Origin of the sequence: Bacteroides sp. 1_1_14, assembly GCF_000162515.1 — a bacterium.
In the GTDB taxonomy this organism is placed as follows: domain Bacteria; phylum Bacteroidota; class Bacteroidia; order Bacteroidales; family Bacteroidaceae; genus Bacteroides; species Bacteroides thetaiotaomicron.
The window spans coordinates 273,710-289,351 of the sequence record NZ_GG774702.1 but is presented as its reverse complement, the minus strand read 5'-3'; the positions used below and the strand labels follow the sequence as shown (position 1 = coordinate 289,351).

The following is a 15,642-nucleotide window of genomic DNA, read 5'->3' as shown; positions in this document are numbered from 1 at the left end:
TGTCCTCAATAGATATAGTTCAATTATTATTATTACTTTTGTAGCCAAAAACAGGCACTTACTATGTTTATCATCATCGGAATTATGCTGACAGGAATGCTTCTAGGCTTCCTGCTACGTAATAAAAGACTATCTTGGATACATAAAATAATCACCCTGCTGATATGGGTCCTGCTCTTCCTCCTCGGGATTGATGTAGGAGGAAACGAAGCTATCATCAAAGGACTGCATACATTGGGACTCGAAGCACTCATTATCACACTGGCGGCAGTGACCGGCAGTATACTTTGCGCATGGGGACTCTGGTACCTATTATATATAAGGAATAGAGGGAAGGAGACGGAAGCATGAAAGGAAGTCTGATCATCGTCTCATTTTTCATTCTCGGTACCCTTTGCGGGTTTTATCATCTGATTCCTTACGATTTTACGGATAGCAAACTAAGCTATTACGCCCTTTGCGGACTGATGTTCTGCGTAGGTATCAGTATCGGTAATGATCCCAACACACTGAAAAGTTTCCGTTCTCTGAATCCCCGCCTGATGTTTCTCCCCGTCATGACGATACTGGGGACATTGGCAGGATGCGCCGTAGCAGGCATTTTCATGAGCCAAAGAACCTCTTCAGACTGTATGGCAGTGGGAGCCGGATTCGGCTACTATTCCCTTTCGAGTATATTCATCACCGAATATAAAGGTCCGGAATTGGGAACAATCGCATTGTTATCCAACATCATGCGTGAAATCATAGCATTGCTGGGAGCCCCGTTACTCGTGAAGTATTTCGGCAAACTAGCCCCTATTTCTGTAGGAGGAGCTACCACAATGGACACTACTCTTCCCATCATCACCCGATGTTCCGGAAAAGAATTCGTAATCATTTCTATCTTTCATGGTTTTGTAGTTGATTTCAGTGTTCCATTTCTCGTCACCTTCCTTTGCTCAATATCATTTTAACAGCAATATTCCTTAAAATTCAGTTATATTACATTTTCGTTTCCGCACACGTATTGCAAAAATGTTTCAGAATAAGGTCTTTTTGTATCAAAAAGCAGTTGACTTCTTGATGTAGATCAAGAAATCAACCGAAACAAAATCTTTTCCTTTTCTTTATTTTTATGCTATAAAACATATCGCTATATTTGCATAGGTAAAAAGAAAAAACTAAGCGACTAGATCAGTTTTCAATAGGTATTAGATTTGTTTTTAGGAATAGTTTTTAGGTATAACAATTAAAAAGTAGGTATTATGAAACGTTTAAGATTAACATTAGTGGCAGCACTCTGCCTCGCTGCTTCGACTTTTGCAGCAGGAAACCAACCTACAACTGCAAAATGGGAAGGTAACATCAACGTAAATAAATTAGGTAAATATTTGCAGTTAAACTCTGTTCAGAGCGAAGAAGTAGCAAACATCTGCGATTATTTCTCAGAACAGATGTCAAGAGCCACTACAGCCAAGAAAGATAAAGAAGCAAAATTGCGCAACGCTGTATACGGCAACTTGAAACTTATGAGAAAGACGCTCAGCGCTGAACAATATGCTAAATATGCCGCTCTGATGAACCTTACTTTACTGAATAAAGGCATCGACCTAAGTAAGTAAAATTGAATCATATAACAAGAGAAAGGGTGGAGACCGGTTAAGTTCTCCACCCTTCTTTTTATCATTTGATAGTCACCATGGTAGCCCCGAAACCATATTCCTGAAAAGAGGCATCCTGATAACGGTAATTGCTGTGTTTCCGTTTCAATTCATCAATAATGGCTTTCCGAAGCACTCCGTCTCCTTTTCCGTGAATAAACACAATTTTCTGCTCACGCTTCTCTTTATTCGCCTCTATTACTTCACGGAATTTGTCCAGTTGGTAGTTCAGAATTTCGCTGTTACTCATTCCGTGCGTATCATCAAGCAGAGAATCAATATGAAGGTCTACTTCAATAATCCCATTTTTTCCGCTCTGACCGTGGTTGGGCTTCACAATAGGCTGCGACTTGGGTTTATCCACAAACTTTTTCTGCAACAAAGCTGACTGAATCTCTTCCGCCGACACATATACCTGCTTGGCAGGCACATCATCTTTCACAATATCATAAATCAGAGCAGGTTCTTCGAAGAAATCGGAAGCACTGAATGTATGCAGTTTATAGAATTTCACCGTATCAATCCTCAGCTCTACGCTGACAGCAGGTTTGATGGCAGCAGGCTTTCCATCCTTGAAAGCGATCAGCTGGACAGCTACCCGTTCCATTTCATTCAATACATCCTTGGTGAATTCTTCCAGTAACAGTTTGGTATTCGGCTCTACCAGTCCATGTGAACGGTTGTTCCAAGCCTTTCCTTCCGCACTCAGATAAGTGTAATACAGATAGTAATTGCTGTCATTCACCAGATATGCCTCGAAAGGAGTAGTCATCATCGCTTTGGCATCTTCGGGCACATAAGCCAAAAACACATTCAACGTATCACCGCCACGCACTTCCGGCTGGCGCTGTATAACCGGCATTTCCGGTTTGACCGGCTTCGCGGGTTCCTCCTGCTTCGGAGCTGTCGCGGCAGGCTTGCGTTTTATATTGTAATCATCCGCCTCAATCACGACACATTCACGTATCGGCATCGGGATATCAAAACCATCCGCATCTTCCACCAGTACAAAGTCTTTTCCTTTGAATCCTGTTACGATTCCACCGCCTACCTCACTGAGGAAACGCACCTTATCTCCTATTTTCATTATTGTATCTCCTATTAAAATTCAAACTTAAAACGGGTAACAAAGATAGGGATTTATATGAAAATACAGTAACTTTGCCGCAAAATATAACGGAACGATTCTCGTCCCCCATTAACGACAAGACCGATGAAAGAACTTATTAAAGTCATAGCTTTTGATGCAGACGATACGCTGTGGAGTAACGAACCTTTTTTTCAGGAAGTGGAAAAACAGTATACGGATTTGCTGAAACCGTATGGCACCTCCAAAGAAATCTCAGCCGCCTTATTCCAAACAGAAATGAATAATCTGCAAATTTTGGGATATGGCGCCAAGGCGTTTACCATTTCAATGGTCGAAACAGCATTACAGATCAGCAACGGAAAGATTGTAGCCGACATTATTCGGGAAATTGTCGATTTAGGGAAATCCTTGTTGAAAATGCCTATCGAATTACTTCCGGGAGTCAAGGAAACGCTGAAAACGCTGAAAGAAACGGGAAAATACAAGTTGGTAGTAGCTACAAAGGGAGATTTGCTGGACCAGGAGAATAAGCTGGAACGTTCGGGATTATCTCCTTACTTTGACCATATCGAGGTGATGTCCGACAAGACGGAAAAAGAATATCTCCGGCTATTGAGTATTCTGCAAATAACTCCTTCCGAACTTTTGATGGTCGGCAATTCTTTTAAATCGGATATTCAGCCGGTCTTATCTTTAGGTGGATACGGAGTACATATTCCTTTTGAAGTCATGTGGAAGCATGAAGTAACGGAAACGTTCGCACACGAACGCTTGAAACAGGTGAAAAGACTCGATGATCTGCTATCTTTACTTGGATAAATACTCTATCTGGATAAATCCCGGATAAATTCAAGGAATATTACAGCAATTTCATCAGCTCCGCTGCCCGACAGGCTTCTATCGAGTTGCCGACAGAAAGTTTTTCCAAAATATTCTGTCGGTGGCGGTTGACCGTATTCACACTGATATAAAGAGTCGCTGCTATTTCTTTACTCGACAGCCCTTTCCGTATGCAGCGCAGTATTTCCTTTTCGCGTTCTGAAAGGATATTGCGGTGCTCTTCCGAAAGGGATAATGTTTCTACTTCCCCACGTTCCATCTGGGTTATCGTAGCATAAATGCCTTGTTCCGGCCGTTGGTCGGCAGATAAGGAATAAAGGCAGAAGATCAGCCAGACATTGCCGGCAGGGGTGTTCTGCATGATTTGCACAAGGTTGTCAATGTATTGATAAACGCCTTTTTCATTCATCATACGCAGTCTGCATCTGCCCCGATATTTCAGCCGTTCGCCGGGAGACATGGAAAAAGTCTTCTGGAAAAACTTGTATTCCATCAAACGCTTTTCTACCAAATCTTCCGGATGAATGCGCCGGTAGATACAATCTTCGTCCATCGAATCAATTACGTTTAAAGCCGCCTCTTCGGGAGTAAGTCCCAGGAAATTCGCCCACGGATGGACAGTAACGTAACTTTTCCGGTTCGAAAGATCGGAAATGACAGCACACCCTCCATTAACTTCCGTCAATGAGCGGACAAACTGCTGGTGTTGTTCCACTATTCCATTATCCAGTGCTTCGTGCGCTGTCGGATGCGTAGCATAGACTTCATCAATTTCTTTTTGTAGTACGTCCATCGTATAAAATGGTTATTATTCAGTATTGTCGCAAGGACAGGCATGACCTATCTTTGCACCACAAAGATAAATAAATAAGAAACGAACATGAAACATTTAAAAATCAAAATCATGTCAATCGCGTTATTGGCGGCAGCAACTTCTTCTATGGCACAAAGTCTGGACAAAATGAACTGGCTGAATGAGCCTCAGCAATGGGAAATAAAAGAAGGCAAGGCTTTAGTGATGGACGTTCCGGCGAAAACCGATTTCTGGCGGATTTCCCACTACGGATTTACGGTAGACGACGGACCTTTCTACTATGCTACTTATGGCGGAGAGTTTGAGGTGAAAGTGAAAATAACCGGCAATTATGTGACTACTTTCGACCAAATGGGATTGATGTTACGCATCGACCACGAGAACTGGATAAAGGCAGGGGTAGAGTACGTAGACGGCAAACAGAATGTAAGTGCCGTAGTCACCCACCGCACCAGCGACTGGAGTGTAGTGCAACTGCCGGATGCTCCTCGTTCTTTATGGATTAAAGCGGTCCGCCGACTGGATGCAGTGGAGATTTTCTTCTCCCGCGATGATAAGGAATATACGATGATACGTACTTGCTGGTTGCAGGATAATTGTCCGGTTATGGTCGGATTAATGGGAGCCTGCCCGGACGGAAAGGGATTCACGGCCACATTCGAAGAATTTAAGGTAACTCCTTTGGCAGATCAGCGGAGACTGGAATGGGCTAAAAAACAAGCCGACAAATAAAGAAAGACAGTTCTTCCAACAAGCTCCCTTAGATGGCGGAGCAAAATGATGGTACACAATCACACTTCACGGACAGTCTTGTTGAGCCAATCAATAGCGATTCACTCAGAACAATTACCCTTTAGGGAGATGTATGGCTAAACAAGTATTCCATCAGCCAAAATGATCGTCATTCTTGGCTATTTTCTTCCGTTGCACCTAGGTACAACAATTGTCTCACCTTGGTTAAACAACTGAAGCACCTAGGTGACTCTTTCGTCTCACCTAGGTGCAACGAAAAAAAATCGCTATTTATGTGATTAATGAGTAACTATCGTCGGCTAATGGATAGTAACAGAACCCGGTTCCGTATCCTAACGGAACTTTCCACTAAACACTCCCACTTTACCAGTGTCCCATCAAGCTATTTTCCCAAAAAACGGGCAAATTTCTGCCGCTCCCGTTCCAACGTTTCTTCATCCATATCAGCCACCTGCCTGAACCATGAATATTTCAGGTCCACGCTTTTCTTCTTTTCCGATTTATCCCAGTTTCCTATGACCTGACCGTTATGAAGGACAATCGGGAAGAACAGTCCGTTGTTAGTAAACGCTTTGGGATAATGTTCAAGCGGCAGAACATCCGTCCGGTCTTTATATCCCAGCAGATATTCATCATAGGAGGGCAAAAGATGTATATGTCCCGACAGTTTGCCACGAGTCCGGCAGGTGTCATGAATATACCATGTCTGTTCTTTCCATTGTTCGGTTGTCAGTTCCGAAGCAATCAGATAAACAGCCTGTTTTGCATCCGAAACCGGCAGCCCCGACCACCAAATGAAATCCTGCAGAACTGCCGGAGAATGGCTACGGAAATAACTCCGTGCCAAGCGCGCCAAAGACTCGTCTTTCGTCAGTTCGGGCATCGGCGGAACCCGTTCTTCCAAAAGTGCGTACGTGCATTTACTTCCTCTGTCCTCGCCACTACAAATGATGCCTTCCTGCTCCGCACGTGCCATAAAGCGAGTCATACGGTGATTGTCCGCCACAATCCCCGAACGGTTAAAGTGTTCGGCAATCTCTTGTTTTGTCAGACTTTTCTTTCCACAAAGAATCTTCTCCAACAGGTCATGCGCTTTCGTATAGAGTTCATTTGGGATGTCCAGATCATATCCTTTCGCAAAAGAATCATTTGCCGAAATAATACGTTGCGCGGAAAGTTTCAGCATCCAGCGGATATCCTCTGCCGCCACCAGATGCCACGTAGGACGCATCACATGAGTCCTCAGAATTTCTCCCTCACGCAACGCCTTCTCTACTGTTTGAATTGTAGCCGATTTCAGACGCATCCCTACTGCCCACTTCACCATGGAATAGTTCTGTGCCTGCATGGCTCCCATCCAGGATACCAACTCTTTAGGTTCACGAAAAAGTGGATTTAATAACTGCTGATTCAGCAAACGGATATTCAGTATATTCATAAATTAGTTATTTTATTTGCCACAAATATAAAGTTTCTTCGCAAACTATTCATTATAAACTGTTAATTGATAAACCAAATATCAGCAGAAACATCGGTACAGATATTATTTCAACTCTCTCGATAAGAGTCAGAAGCTGTTGGAAGTCTCCGAATAAATCTCTACTTTTGTACTCCATAACAAAGAATATACTTAGAATGATGCTCTATAAACTTATTTCCCCTTCGATGGTAAAGGCAACAATCCAGTTGCCGGCTTCCAAAAGTATCAGCAACCGTGCACTCATCATCAATGCGCTGGGTAAAGGCATTTATCCGCCGGAAAACCTGTCCGATTGCGATGATACCCAAGTCATGATAAAAGCCCTGACCGAAGGTAAAGAGACTATAGACATCATGGCAGCCGGAACCGCCATGCGTTTCCTGACCGCTTATCTGAGTGCCACTTCGGGAGAACGGATTATCACAGGCACCGCCCGTATGCAGCAACGCCCGATACAGATTCTGGTCAACGCCCTTCGCGAGTTGGGAGCTGAAATAGAGTACACCCATAACGAAGGATATCCACCTCTCCGCATCAAGGGCGCAGAGCTGAAAGGAAATGAAATCACGCTGAAGGGAAACGTCAGTTCACAGTATATATCCGCCCTGCTGATGATAGGTCCTGTGCTCAAAGACGGACTGACACTGCACTTGACAGGAGAAATCATTTCCCGTCCTTATATCAATCTGACACTGCAATTAATGCAGGACTTCGGAGCAAAAGCGGCATGGACTTCACCCAGCAGCATCTCCGTAGCTCCGCAACCGTATCAGAGTGTCCCCTTCACCGTAGAAAGCGACTGGAGCGCTGCTTCTTACTGGTATCAGATTGCCGCTTTGTCTCCGGAAGCAGAGATTGAACTGTTGGGATTATTCCGCAACAGTTATCAGGGAGACAGTCGGGGAGCGGAAGTTTTCTCCCGTCTGGGGATCACGACGGAGTTCACTCCCCAAGGCATAAAGATCAAAAAAACAGGCAAGACACCGGAACGACTGGAAGAAGACTTCGTTGACATTCCGGACCTGGCACAAACGTTCGTTGTAACTTGCGCTTTATTAAATATCCCTTTCCGTTTCACAGGCTTGCAGAGTCTGAAAATAAAGGAAACAGACCGCATCGCCGCATTGAGAACCGAACTTAAAAAGCTGGGATACCTCATTGAAGAAGAAAATGACAGCGTATTGATGTGGAACGGCGAACGTTGCGAACCGGAAGCGATTCCTGTGATTGCGACCTACGAAGACCACCGGATGGCGATGGCATTCGCACCGGCAGTAATCACCTTCCCTAAACTGCTGATTGCTGACCCGCAAGTTGTTTCCAAATCGTATCCCGGTTATTGGGAGGATTTGAAACTTGCCGGATTCCAAGTGATAAACGAAGGTTAATCATTGTCGTACTGTGGAAGATTTCAATAAATATACTTCCCATATCAACTATTCCCCTATTGTAGATTTTACATTACAGCAGGGAAAAGAGACTTCTTATAAAAAAGGAGAGTACTTTGTACGGCAAGGAGAAGCCTGTAAGATCATGGGATTTGTTGTTTCCGGCTCTTTCCGCTATTGTTGCGTCAACAGTCTGGGCGAAAGCAGCATTGTCGGATATACATTCGACCATTCTTTTGTCGGGAATTATCCGGCTTTCCAGTTGCAGGACCAATCAAATGTAGATATTCAAGCGTTATGCGACTGTTCGGTGTATGTGATCAACCATTCCCAACTGGCAGATTTCTACGACATTAACAACGACCACCAAAAACTGGGACGCCAGATTGCAGAAACTCTTCTGTGGGAAATATATGACCGGATGATCTCCATGTACAGTCTGACACCGGAAGAACGTTATCTGGATATTATCAACCGCTGTCCCGACCTGCTGAAACTGATTACTTTAAAAGAACTTGCCTCCTATCTCCTGATTCGTCCGGAAACATTGAGCCGCATCCGGAGAAAAGTAGTTCGGAAGTAAATTCTTGATTTCAATCAAGATTTTATTCAGGCTCCTCTCCTACCTTTGCAGGTAAACATAGTCTATTTTAATTCATGAAGAAAATAATAATTGTAGGCGCAACCTCCGGCATCGGTCGTGGATTGGCAGAACAGTATGCCCGTGAAGACTACCTTATCGGCATCACCGGTCGCCGTGAGAATCTATTAAAAGAGATTTGCGCACAAGATAAAGATAAACTATTCTATCAGGTATGTGACATCACTCACACAGAAACGACCCTTTCATCGCTGGAAACGCTTGTACAAGAAATGGAAGGCATGGATATGCTGATTATCTGTGCCGGAACGGGGGAACTGAATCCACAGCTCTCCTATCAGCTCGAAGAACCGACCTTATTGACCAACGTAGTGGGATTTACCAATATCGCCGGCTGGGGGTTCCGGTACTTTGAACAGCAGAAAGGCGGGCATCTGATTAACATTTCCTCAGTAGGCGGAACACGCGGCAGCGGTGTAGCACCAGCTTATAATGCTTCAAAAGCCTATCAAATCAATTACATGGAGGGACTTCGGCAAAAGGCGGCAAAGCTACCCTTTGCTGTCTACACCACTGACATCCGTCCGGGATTTGTAGATACAGCGATGGCGAAAGGAGAAGGATTGTTTTGGGTTACTCCTGTCGATAAAGCCGTAAAACAAATCAAAAAGGCTATTTCAGACAGGAAAAAAGTCGCCTTTATCTCCAAAAGATGGAAATATGTGGCATGGTTATTCAAACTGATTCCTTCCGCCCTTTATTGCAAGATGTAAAACAGCCTTTCAGTGAGGCTGAGTTACCATGAAGCTTCATTAGCCATCTTCCACATATTAAGAAAAGAAGCCTTGGTGATTTCCACTATCTTATCCCAGTTTAACCGATCAGCATGATCGGATGGCTGGTGATAATCGGGATGTCCGTCTGTATGATACCAGATAATAGGAATACCTGCTTTGGCAAACGTTCCATTGTCGCTGCCCCCTACCGGATTGTCCCAGGCACGATAGTCCGGTTCCAACTGTAAACCATACTTCTTAATATCCTTTTTCAGCCAGTCTCCAAAAGAAGGATGAGCAGCTGTATAGAAATAGACGACATGTTTCGGTTGTTCCGGTTTATTGTTGCGACCTATCATATCAAAGTTGAGATATCCCTTGATCTGCGAAACAAAAGGGCAAGTCTGTACAAAATATTTAGAACCGAGCAATCCCTTTTCTTCTCCGTCCCAAAAGGCAAAGATTACATTTCGCTCCGGTTGTTGTCCGCTTGCAAGAAATGCCCGGGCAATCTGCAATACAGCCGAGACACCGGAAGCATTGTCATCCGCGCCGTTATAAATCTGATCTCCGTCAAGTGCCGGGTCTATCCCCAAATGGTCAAAGTGAGCGCCTACGATGACATATTCTTTCGTATTCTTACCGGGAATCATAGCCAGTACGTTCCTCATAGATAGTTTTTGATGAACTTCCTGTTTCAGCTTCGCTACAGAGTCCGGATGAACTTCTAGACGTCCTTTCTTCTGACGCTCTTTGCGGTAAGCATCAAAAGACTGGAAGTAGCTTTCGTTCAGAGGTTGGATTCCCATCCATTGTAAGATAGATGCTATATACTCAGAGGAGACATACGAACCGTGGAATCCGGCTTCACGTCCCTGTAATTCATCACTTGCAAGGAAACCGATTGTTGCTTCGGCAGAAGAACGGTTGATCGTGTTCAAGCCTTTTTCTACGGGAGACTGTGCAAAAGTTACTGTTCCTACAAGTATTAATCCGAATAATATAATTCTTTGTTTCATCGTGGTATATAATTTAGAGTCCATGTTACAAAAGTACAAAAAGAACACAGAATCTATCCTTAAATACAAAAAAAGAGTAAGCAGTTGCCATCTTTTATAAGATTTGGCTGCTCACTCTTTCTACAAACTATTAAGACCTTGTTATCCTGTCAATCTTTCCTTATTTTGAAAAAGGAGACATACGAAAAGCATATTTATAAACTGTATTCTTCTGAATTTCATAGGCGGGACGGGGACCCGGTCCGCAACTGGCATTACCCAAACCACGCTGTATGCAATCCAGATTCAGCACCACCTCCGCACGATAAATATCAGGCAAGGCATGACCGTACTTGATTTCAAACAAGTCCTTATCCGTATAGTGCAAAGCACTGAAATCAAATGTATCGGCAGCAGTAATCTTGATTCCTTTACCTGCTTTATTGGTCAAAGTCAGCCAGCGGGTATCACAACGCCCACCCATCGTCTGAGAACGGGCATAACTCTCTTTCATATCATTGACAGCAGACTGGTATTTGCCGACATAAGCCGCATTCTTCCGATCCCGATAATTTTCTATCGGACCGCGACCATACCATTCCAACTGCTCCAACGAAGGATTAAAGAAGGCCTGTAACGACAGACGGGGAAGATTAAAGTCATCATTCGTTGTAAAAGAAGCATCCACATCTATTTCACCATTACCATACAAACGGTAAATCAATGTATAAGGCACTTTCACATCTCCGACGGTTTCCTGCAACTGAATCGTTACAATTGCCGACTGATTATCTTCCGAGCATTTCCAGTCGAAACTGATTACCTCCGTTTGGGTATCCTGCCATTTACGCACATCGTTATTGATAAAACGGAACGTATTCAGCGACCATCCTTCACGCAGATGAAGCATATTATCGCCATTATAACGGATACCGGTCAACTTGCCTTCTTTCTTATCAAAGGTGATTTCTACACCGGGACGGCGGAAGAACAAATAACGCTTCTCCTCTTCCACCACCTTAAACAGAGATTCTTTAGATGAGGCGGAAACTGCTACCGGCTGTAGCCCGGTATTCGGGGATTTTTGAAGCAAAAGTTGTTCCGTAGCTACGATATGTCCGGCTTTTGCCCATACGCAATCCTTCTTTAGTTTTATTTCAAGGTTCAAATAATATTCACCTTCTGAAGTTAAATAGCGGGAATAAGGTATCTGCACCGCACGATGCTCTCCAGGCTTACCATCGGGTAGGCTGAACTCTTCTTCCGCTATCGGCACACCATCTTTCAAAATCACATAGCGCAGATTAAAATCATGCAGATTCAGGAAAGCATAGCGGTTACGAACGCCGATACTGTTTTCAGCATTCGGTTCCAATGTGATATATTGGTAGACTTTCTTCACTTCCCACAACTTAGGAGTAACTTGACGATCAGCCGTCACAATCCCGTTACAACAGAAATCATTGTCGTTAGGGCGATCACCGAAGCTGCCTCCAAAATAATAATGATCGGCAGGCTGTCCGGGCATATTAATGCCCTGATCCACCCAATCCCAGATACATCCTCCGATCATACGTTTCGAATGATGCTCAATATAATCCCAGTATTCTTCCAAATTACCGATGGCGTTGCCCATCGCATGAGCATATTCACAAAGGAAATAAGGCTTGTTACGGGGTTGCTCGTCCTGTTCGATCATACTTTCAATCGAAGGATACATACGGGAATCCATATCGGCCACATCGTTCATTCCTTCATAATGGATATAACGGTCGTCTATCGCTTTGGCTGCCTGATAGGTAGCCTCAAAGTTACGACCACCACCGGACTCATTGCCCATTGACCAGAAAATGACCGAAGGATGATTCTTATCCCGTTCCACCATACGCACCATCCGGTCGACGTAAGCTCCTTCCCAACTTTCACGGTTTGACAGCGACATATTGCCGTGACACTCAATATCGGCCTCATCCATGACGTACAAGCCATAATAATCATACAGCGCATACATCTTCGGATCGTTCGGATAATGACTGGTACGAATCGTGTTGAGATTGAAACGCTTAAAGAGAAGAATGTCCTCTATCATGCTTTCCACCGGAACAGCTTTTCCAAACTGCGGATGTATGTCATGCCGATTGGCTCCTTTAAAAAGGATCAATGCATTGTTGATATACACCTTATTATTCCGGATCTCTATCTTACGGAAGCCATATTGCTGGCTCGTCGCTTCAAGCACATTGCCTGCGGCATCAAGCAGTTCCAGTTGGACGGTATACAGAGAAGGAGTCTCAGCACTCCATAACCGAGGGTCACGAATCGTAGTCGTACCTTCACAGACGTTTTCCTGTCCACCAGTTATCTTACCGGTAGGTATGATAAACGAACTCACAGGCTTTCCTTCCGTATTCAGCAAAGAGACACGTACGGTAGCTTCCTGTACTTTCTTTCCGTAATTATGCACATCCGTTTTCACTTTCAGTTCCGCTTTATCCAGACGGTCGCTGATCTGAGAAGTCAGGTGAATGTCACGTAGACGAACTTTCGGACTGGCTACCAAATAAACATCCCGATGAATACCACTTAAACGGAACATATCCTGATCTTCAAGGAAACTGCCGTCACACCAGCGGTAAACTTCCACGGCAACCGTATTATTACCCGCTTTGACGTAAGGAGTGATACGAAATTCTGCATCATTACTGGACCCTTGCGAATAACCGACTTTCTTACCGTTGATCCATACATAAGCTGCACTATAAATTCCATCGAAATGGATAAAGACTTCTTTGTCTTTCCAGTCGGCAGGAAGAGCAAATTCACGGCGATAAGATCCTACCGCATTCGGCTCTTTCTCTACAGTATATCCACGCTGCCCCTGTATAAAAGGAGGATTGTTACGGATGGGATAAGTAATATTGGTATAAATAGGTGTACCATATCCGTGCATCTCCCAGTTGGAGGGAACAGGAATCTCTTTCCAGCCAGAGACATCATAACTCGTTTTATAGAAATCCACCGGACGTTCCGAAGGTTGTTTCACCCAGTTAAACTTCCAGTTTCCATTCAACAGCAGATAACGGGAAGAGCGGGTACGCTCCCAAGGACGGGTATAAGCGGGATCCGCCTTCATCTCTTCCGAATTGGCGAAAGGAATAAATGTAGCCCTGCCTTCTTCTTTATTGATTGCATAGATACGTTCATTTTCCCAGTCATTATGACTCGTTGTTTTCAAGGCTTCCGCCACTACTTTCAGGTTCGATTTCCGTATCTGCCACTGCTGGTTACTTTTCGAAGCTTCCGGTTCTAACTGAAAGACAGGCTCTCCGACCAGTCCGGCATCAGGAAATCCTAAGTTATAGCCAGTCCCGACATTGGTTAATACGTAATTCCCATTCGGCAAAGCCGTTATTTTCCATTGCTGATTCGGATTTTTAGGGTCTGCCGACCATTGAATCACGGAACATTCTACTTTTCCTTTACCACTATTATCTACATTCATTTGAGTCAAGGGACTGGTTATCGTATAGCATCCCTCTTGTTCGCATGGAATCAGGTTCCAGACCTGCGATTCTTTGTCTGCCTCCCGCTTACTGATAAATATTTTCGTATTCGTATCCAGACTCTCCTGATTGTCCAGCACTAATCCGTTGACCGTATGGATTTCATATCCTTGCTTCGGATCAAACTGCTGCGCCACAACCGCAGAGGCGGAAAACGACAGTGCAATCAATGCACTTCCCAAGATTTTTAATCGTTGCATCATTTAGTAGTCTAATTTATATTATAATTTGAAAACCGGTGACTGTTTATATATGCCAAAAGTATGGATGGCCGGACAAGCCTTACCGTCCTGAATACGCAAACGTACCTGCTTTGCTTTCACCGGTGCCAGACGTACAATCCATTTATGACCAATGGCCTGCTTGTCCGTCGCCTCCGGAATGGTGATCCAGTTTTTGCCATCAACAGTGTACTCCACACTCCACTTCGTCGTCCGATGTCCCAATTCGATAACTTCTTCGATCATCAGACAATCAAACTCAATAGTTTTGGGCAAGGTAAAAATTATATCCGCTTTTACCTCTCCGTCTTTTCCGGCAAAATAAGTGTTTTTCTCATTGTCCAGCATTTTTTCCGGACTATACTTTGCGCCCCGTACATTGGTCGCTTTCACTTTGGCTCCTCTCAACAGATTCGTACTGAAAGTCTCATCAATCCCCTGTTTTAACAAGGCGGCGTGCAGCGAATCGGTCGAATGAATCAAACCACGTCTGTCGGGCGGGAAATTCAGAAGCAATACACTATTACGCCCCACGGAGGTACAGTAGATATCCCAAAGTTCACGGACACTCTTCACACGGCTATCCTCTTCGGCATGATAGAACCAGCTGGGACGTATTGAAACATCTGTTTCTGCCGGAATATACGCATCACCATCCAGCATACCCTCATTCAAACCTTTGTAATACTGAGCTTCATCACGAATAGCTACTGAGTCAGTCGTCGCCCAACAAGGATCACCCGCTTCTCCCGCTTCATTCCCCATCCAGCGGACATCAGCAAACGGATAAGAATTCTTTGTACCGAAGATAACGCAATCCGGCTGTTTCTCACGGACAATCTTATACCAATGACGATAAACAGGCGTTGTCAATTCATCGGCTCCGGCGCCATCCCACCATGTTTCCCATATCTTGCCGTAATCACTCATCAGTTCGCCAAGCTGGTGGGCATAATATTCTTTGTAGCGTTCGGTCGTATATAAAGGTGAAAGGTGTTCGTGACGGTCATGAGGTCCCAGATAGATTCCCGCCTTCAATCCATACTCTTCACAAGCATCGACAAACTCGCGGACTACATCTCCTTTACCGTTCTTCCACGCTGCATTCTTCACACTATAATCTGTGTACTTGCTAGGCCACAAGCAAAATCCGTCGGCATGCTTGGCAGTCAGAATAGCAGCGGGAATCCCCGCTGCTTTTAATGTCTGCATCCACTGCCTGCAATCCAGGGCTGTTGGATTGAAAATTGCCGTACTTGCCTTCCCGTCTCCTTCATTCACATATTCTTCAAATGTATTGATTCCAAAATGAAAGAAGGCGATCATCTCCCGATTGTACCATTCAAGTTGACGGGCACTCGGAACCAACCCGCAAGGAGCTGGCGCTTGTTGAGCTATGACCGGCAGAGAACTGAATGCAGCAACTGCCGATGCAACTAATACTTTTATGTTCATAATAAATAACTTACGAGTAT

At 44.3% G+C, this 15,642-nt stretch carries 14 protein-coding genes; 8 read left to right on the top strand and 6 right to left on the bottom strand.

The annotated features are described in order from the left end of the window. Window positions 1-63 precede the first annotated feature (63 nt). From HMPREF9007_RS23135 to HMPREF9007_RS23145, 3 genes are all read left to right on the top strand, one after another. The gene (locus tag HMPREF9007_RS23135; RefSeq protein WP_008759729.1) at window positions 64-351 is read left to right on the top strand and encodes a LysO family transporter; all 288 of its coding nucleotides are present in this window, start codon (window positions 64-66) and stop codon (window positions 349-351) included. Continuing rightward, window positions 348-956 carry a lysine exporter LysO family protein gene (locus tag HMPREF9007_RS23140; RefSeq protein WP_008759728.1) on the top strand — a complete coding sequence of 203 codons (609 nt, stop codon included), beginning with the start codon at window positions 348-350 and terminating at the stop codon, window positions 954-956. Before HMPREF9007_RS23135 ends, HMPREF9007_RS23140 begins: the two co-directional genes overlap by 4 nt. 291 nt (window positions 957-1,247) lie before the next feature. Next, complete coding sequence (locus HMPREF9007_RS23145; protein ID WP_008759727.1) at window positions 1,248-1,604, top strand: hypothetical protein; 357 nt, start codon at window positions 1,248-1,250, stop codon at window positions 1,602-1,604. Between the two features lie 61 nt (window positions 1,605-1,665). On the opposite strand, the gene HMPREF9007_RS23150 is transcribed toward HMPREF9007_RS23145, so the two are convergent. Continuing rightward, complete coding sequence (locus HMPREF9007_RS23150) at window positions 1,666-2,730, bottom strand: DUF2027 domain-containing protein (protein ID WP_008759726.1); 1,065 nt, start codon at window positions 2,728-2,730, stop codon at window positions 1,666-1,668. Between the two features lie 126 nt (window positions 2,731-2,856). On the opposite strand from HMPREF9007_RS23150, the gene HMPREF9007_RS23155 reads away from it, so the two are divergent. Continuing rightward, complete coding sequence (locus HMPREF9007_RS23155) at window positions 2,857-3,552, top strand: HAD family hydrolase (RefSeq protein ID WP_008759725.1); 696 nt, start codon at window positions 2,857-2,859, stop codon at window positions 3,550-3,552. Window positions 3,553-3,592: 40 nt separating this feature from the next. On the opposite strand, the gene HMPREF9007_RS23160 is transcribed toward HMPREF9007_RS23155, so the two are convergent. Then, the gene (locus HMPREF9007_RS23160) at window positions 3,593-4,366 is read right to left on the bottom strand and encodes a LuxR C-terminal-related transcriptional regulator (protein WP_008759724.1); all 774 of its coding nucleotides are present in this window, start codon (window positions 4,364-4,366) and stop codon (window positions 3,593-3,595) included. A gap of 87 nt (window positions 4,367-4,453) precedes the next feature. Here HMPREF9007_RS23160 and HMPREF9007_RS23165 point away from each other — a divergent pair, with 87 nt between their 5' ends. After that, complete coding sequence (locus HMPREF9007_RS23165; RefSeq protein WP_008763965.1) at window positions 4,454-5,119, top strand: DUF1349 domain-containing protein; 666 nt, start codon at window positions 4,454-4,456, stop codon at window positions 5,117-5,119. Window positions 5,120-5,522: 403 nt separating this feature from the next. Here the strand turns inward: HMPREF9007_RS23165 and HMPREF9007_RS23170 are convergent, their stop codons facing one another. Then, the gene (locus HMPREF9007_RS23170; protein WP_008759722.1) at window positions 5,523-6,578 is read right to left on the bottom strand and encodes a winged helix DNA-binding domain-containing protein; all 1,056 of its coding nucleotides are present in this window, start codon (window positions 6,576-6,578) and stop codon (window positions 5,523-5,525) included. Window positions 6,579-6,778: 200 nt separating this feature from the next. On the opposite strand from HMPREF9007_RS23170, the gene aroA reads away from it, so the two are divergent. From aroA to HMPREF9007_RS23185, 3 genes are all read left to right on the top strand, one after another. Continuing rightward, a complete protein-coding gene (aroA, locus tag HMPREF9007_RS23175) occupies window positions 6,779-8,008 on the top strand; it encodes a 3-phosphoshikimate 1-carboxyvinyltransferase (RefSeq protein WP_032850097.1) in 1,230 nt (409 codons plus the stop codon). A 13-nt stretch (window positions 8,009-8,021) separates the two neighbouring features. Further along, a complete protein-coding gene (locus HMPREF9007_RS23180; RefSeq protein ID WP_008759720.1) occupies window positions 8,022-8,591 on the top strand; it encodes a Crp/Fnr family transcriptional regulator in 570 nt (189 codons plus the stop codon). A 74-nt stretch (window positions 8,592-8,665) separates the two neighbouring features. Beyond that, window positions 8,666-9,382 carry an SDR family NAD(P)-dependent oxidoreductase gene (locus tag HMPREF9007_RS23185; protein WP_008759719.1) on the top strand — a complete coding sequence of 239 codons (717 nt, stop codon included), beginning with the start codon at window positions 8,666-8,668 and terminating at the stop codon, window positions 9,380-9,382. 23 nt (window positions 9,383-9,405) lie between these two features. Here HMPREF9007_RS23185 and HMPREF9007_RS23190 read toward each other — a convergent pair whose 3' ends face one another. From HMPREF9007_RS23190 to HMPREF9007_RS23200, 3 genes are all read right to left on the bottom strand, one after another. Then, window positions 9,406-10,404 (bottom strand): M20/M25/M40 family metallo-hydrolase, encoded by a 999-nt coding sequence (locus HMPREF9007_RS23190; protein ID WP_008759718.1) that lies wholly within the window; start codon window positions 10,402-10,404, stop codon window positions 9,406-9,408. 160 nt (window positions 10,405-10,564) lie between these two features. Continuing rightward, window positions 10,565-14,146: a glycoside hydrolase family 2 TIM barrel-domain containing protein gene (locus HMPREF9007_RS23195; protein ID WP_225651399.1), complete on the bottom strand. Its 3,582-nt coding sequence runs from the start codon at window positions 14,144-14,146 to the stop codon at window positions 10,565-10,567. A 21-nt stretch (window positions 14,147-14,167) separates the two neighbouring features. Beyond that, window positions 14,168-15,622 (bottom strand): alpha-L-fucosidase, encoded by a 1,455-nt coding sequence (locus HMPREF9007_RS23200; protein ID WP_008759716.1) that lies wholly within the window; start codon window positions 15,620-15,622, stop codon window positions 14,168-14,170. Window positions 15,623-15,642: the final 20 nt, after the last annotated feature.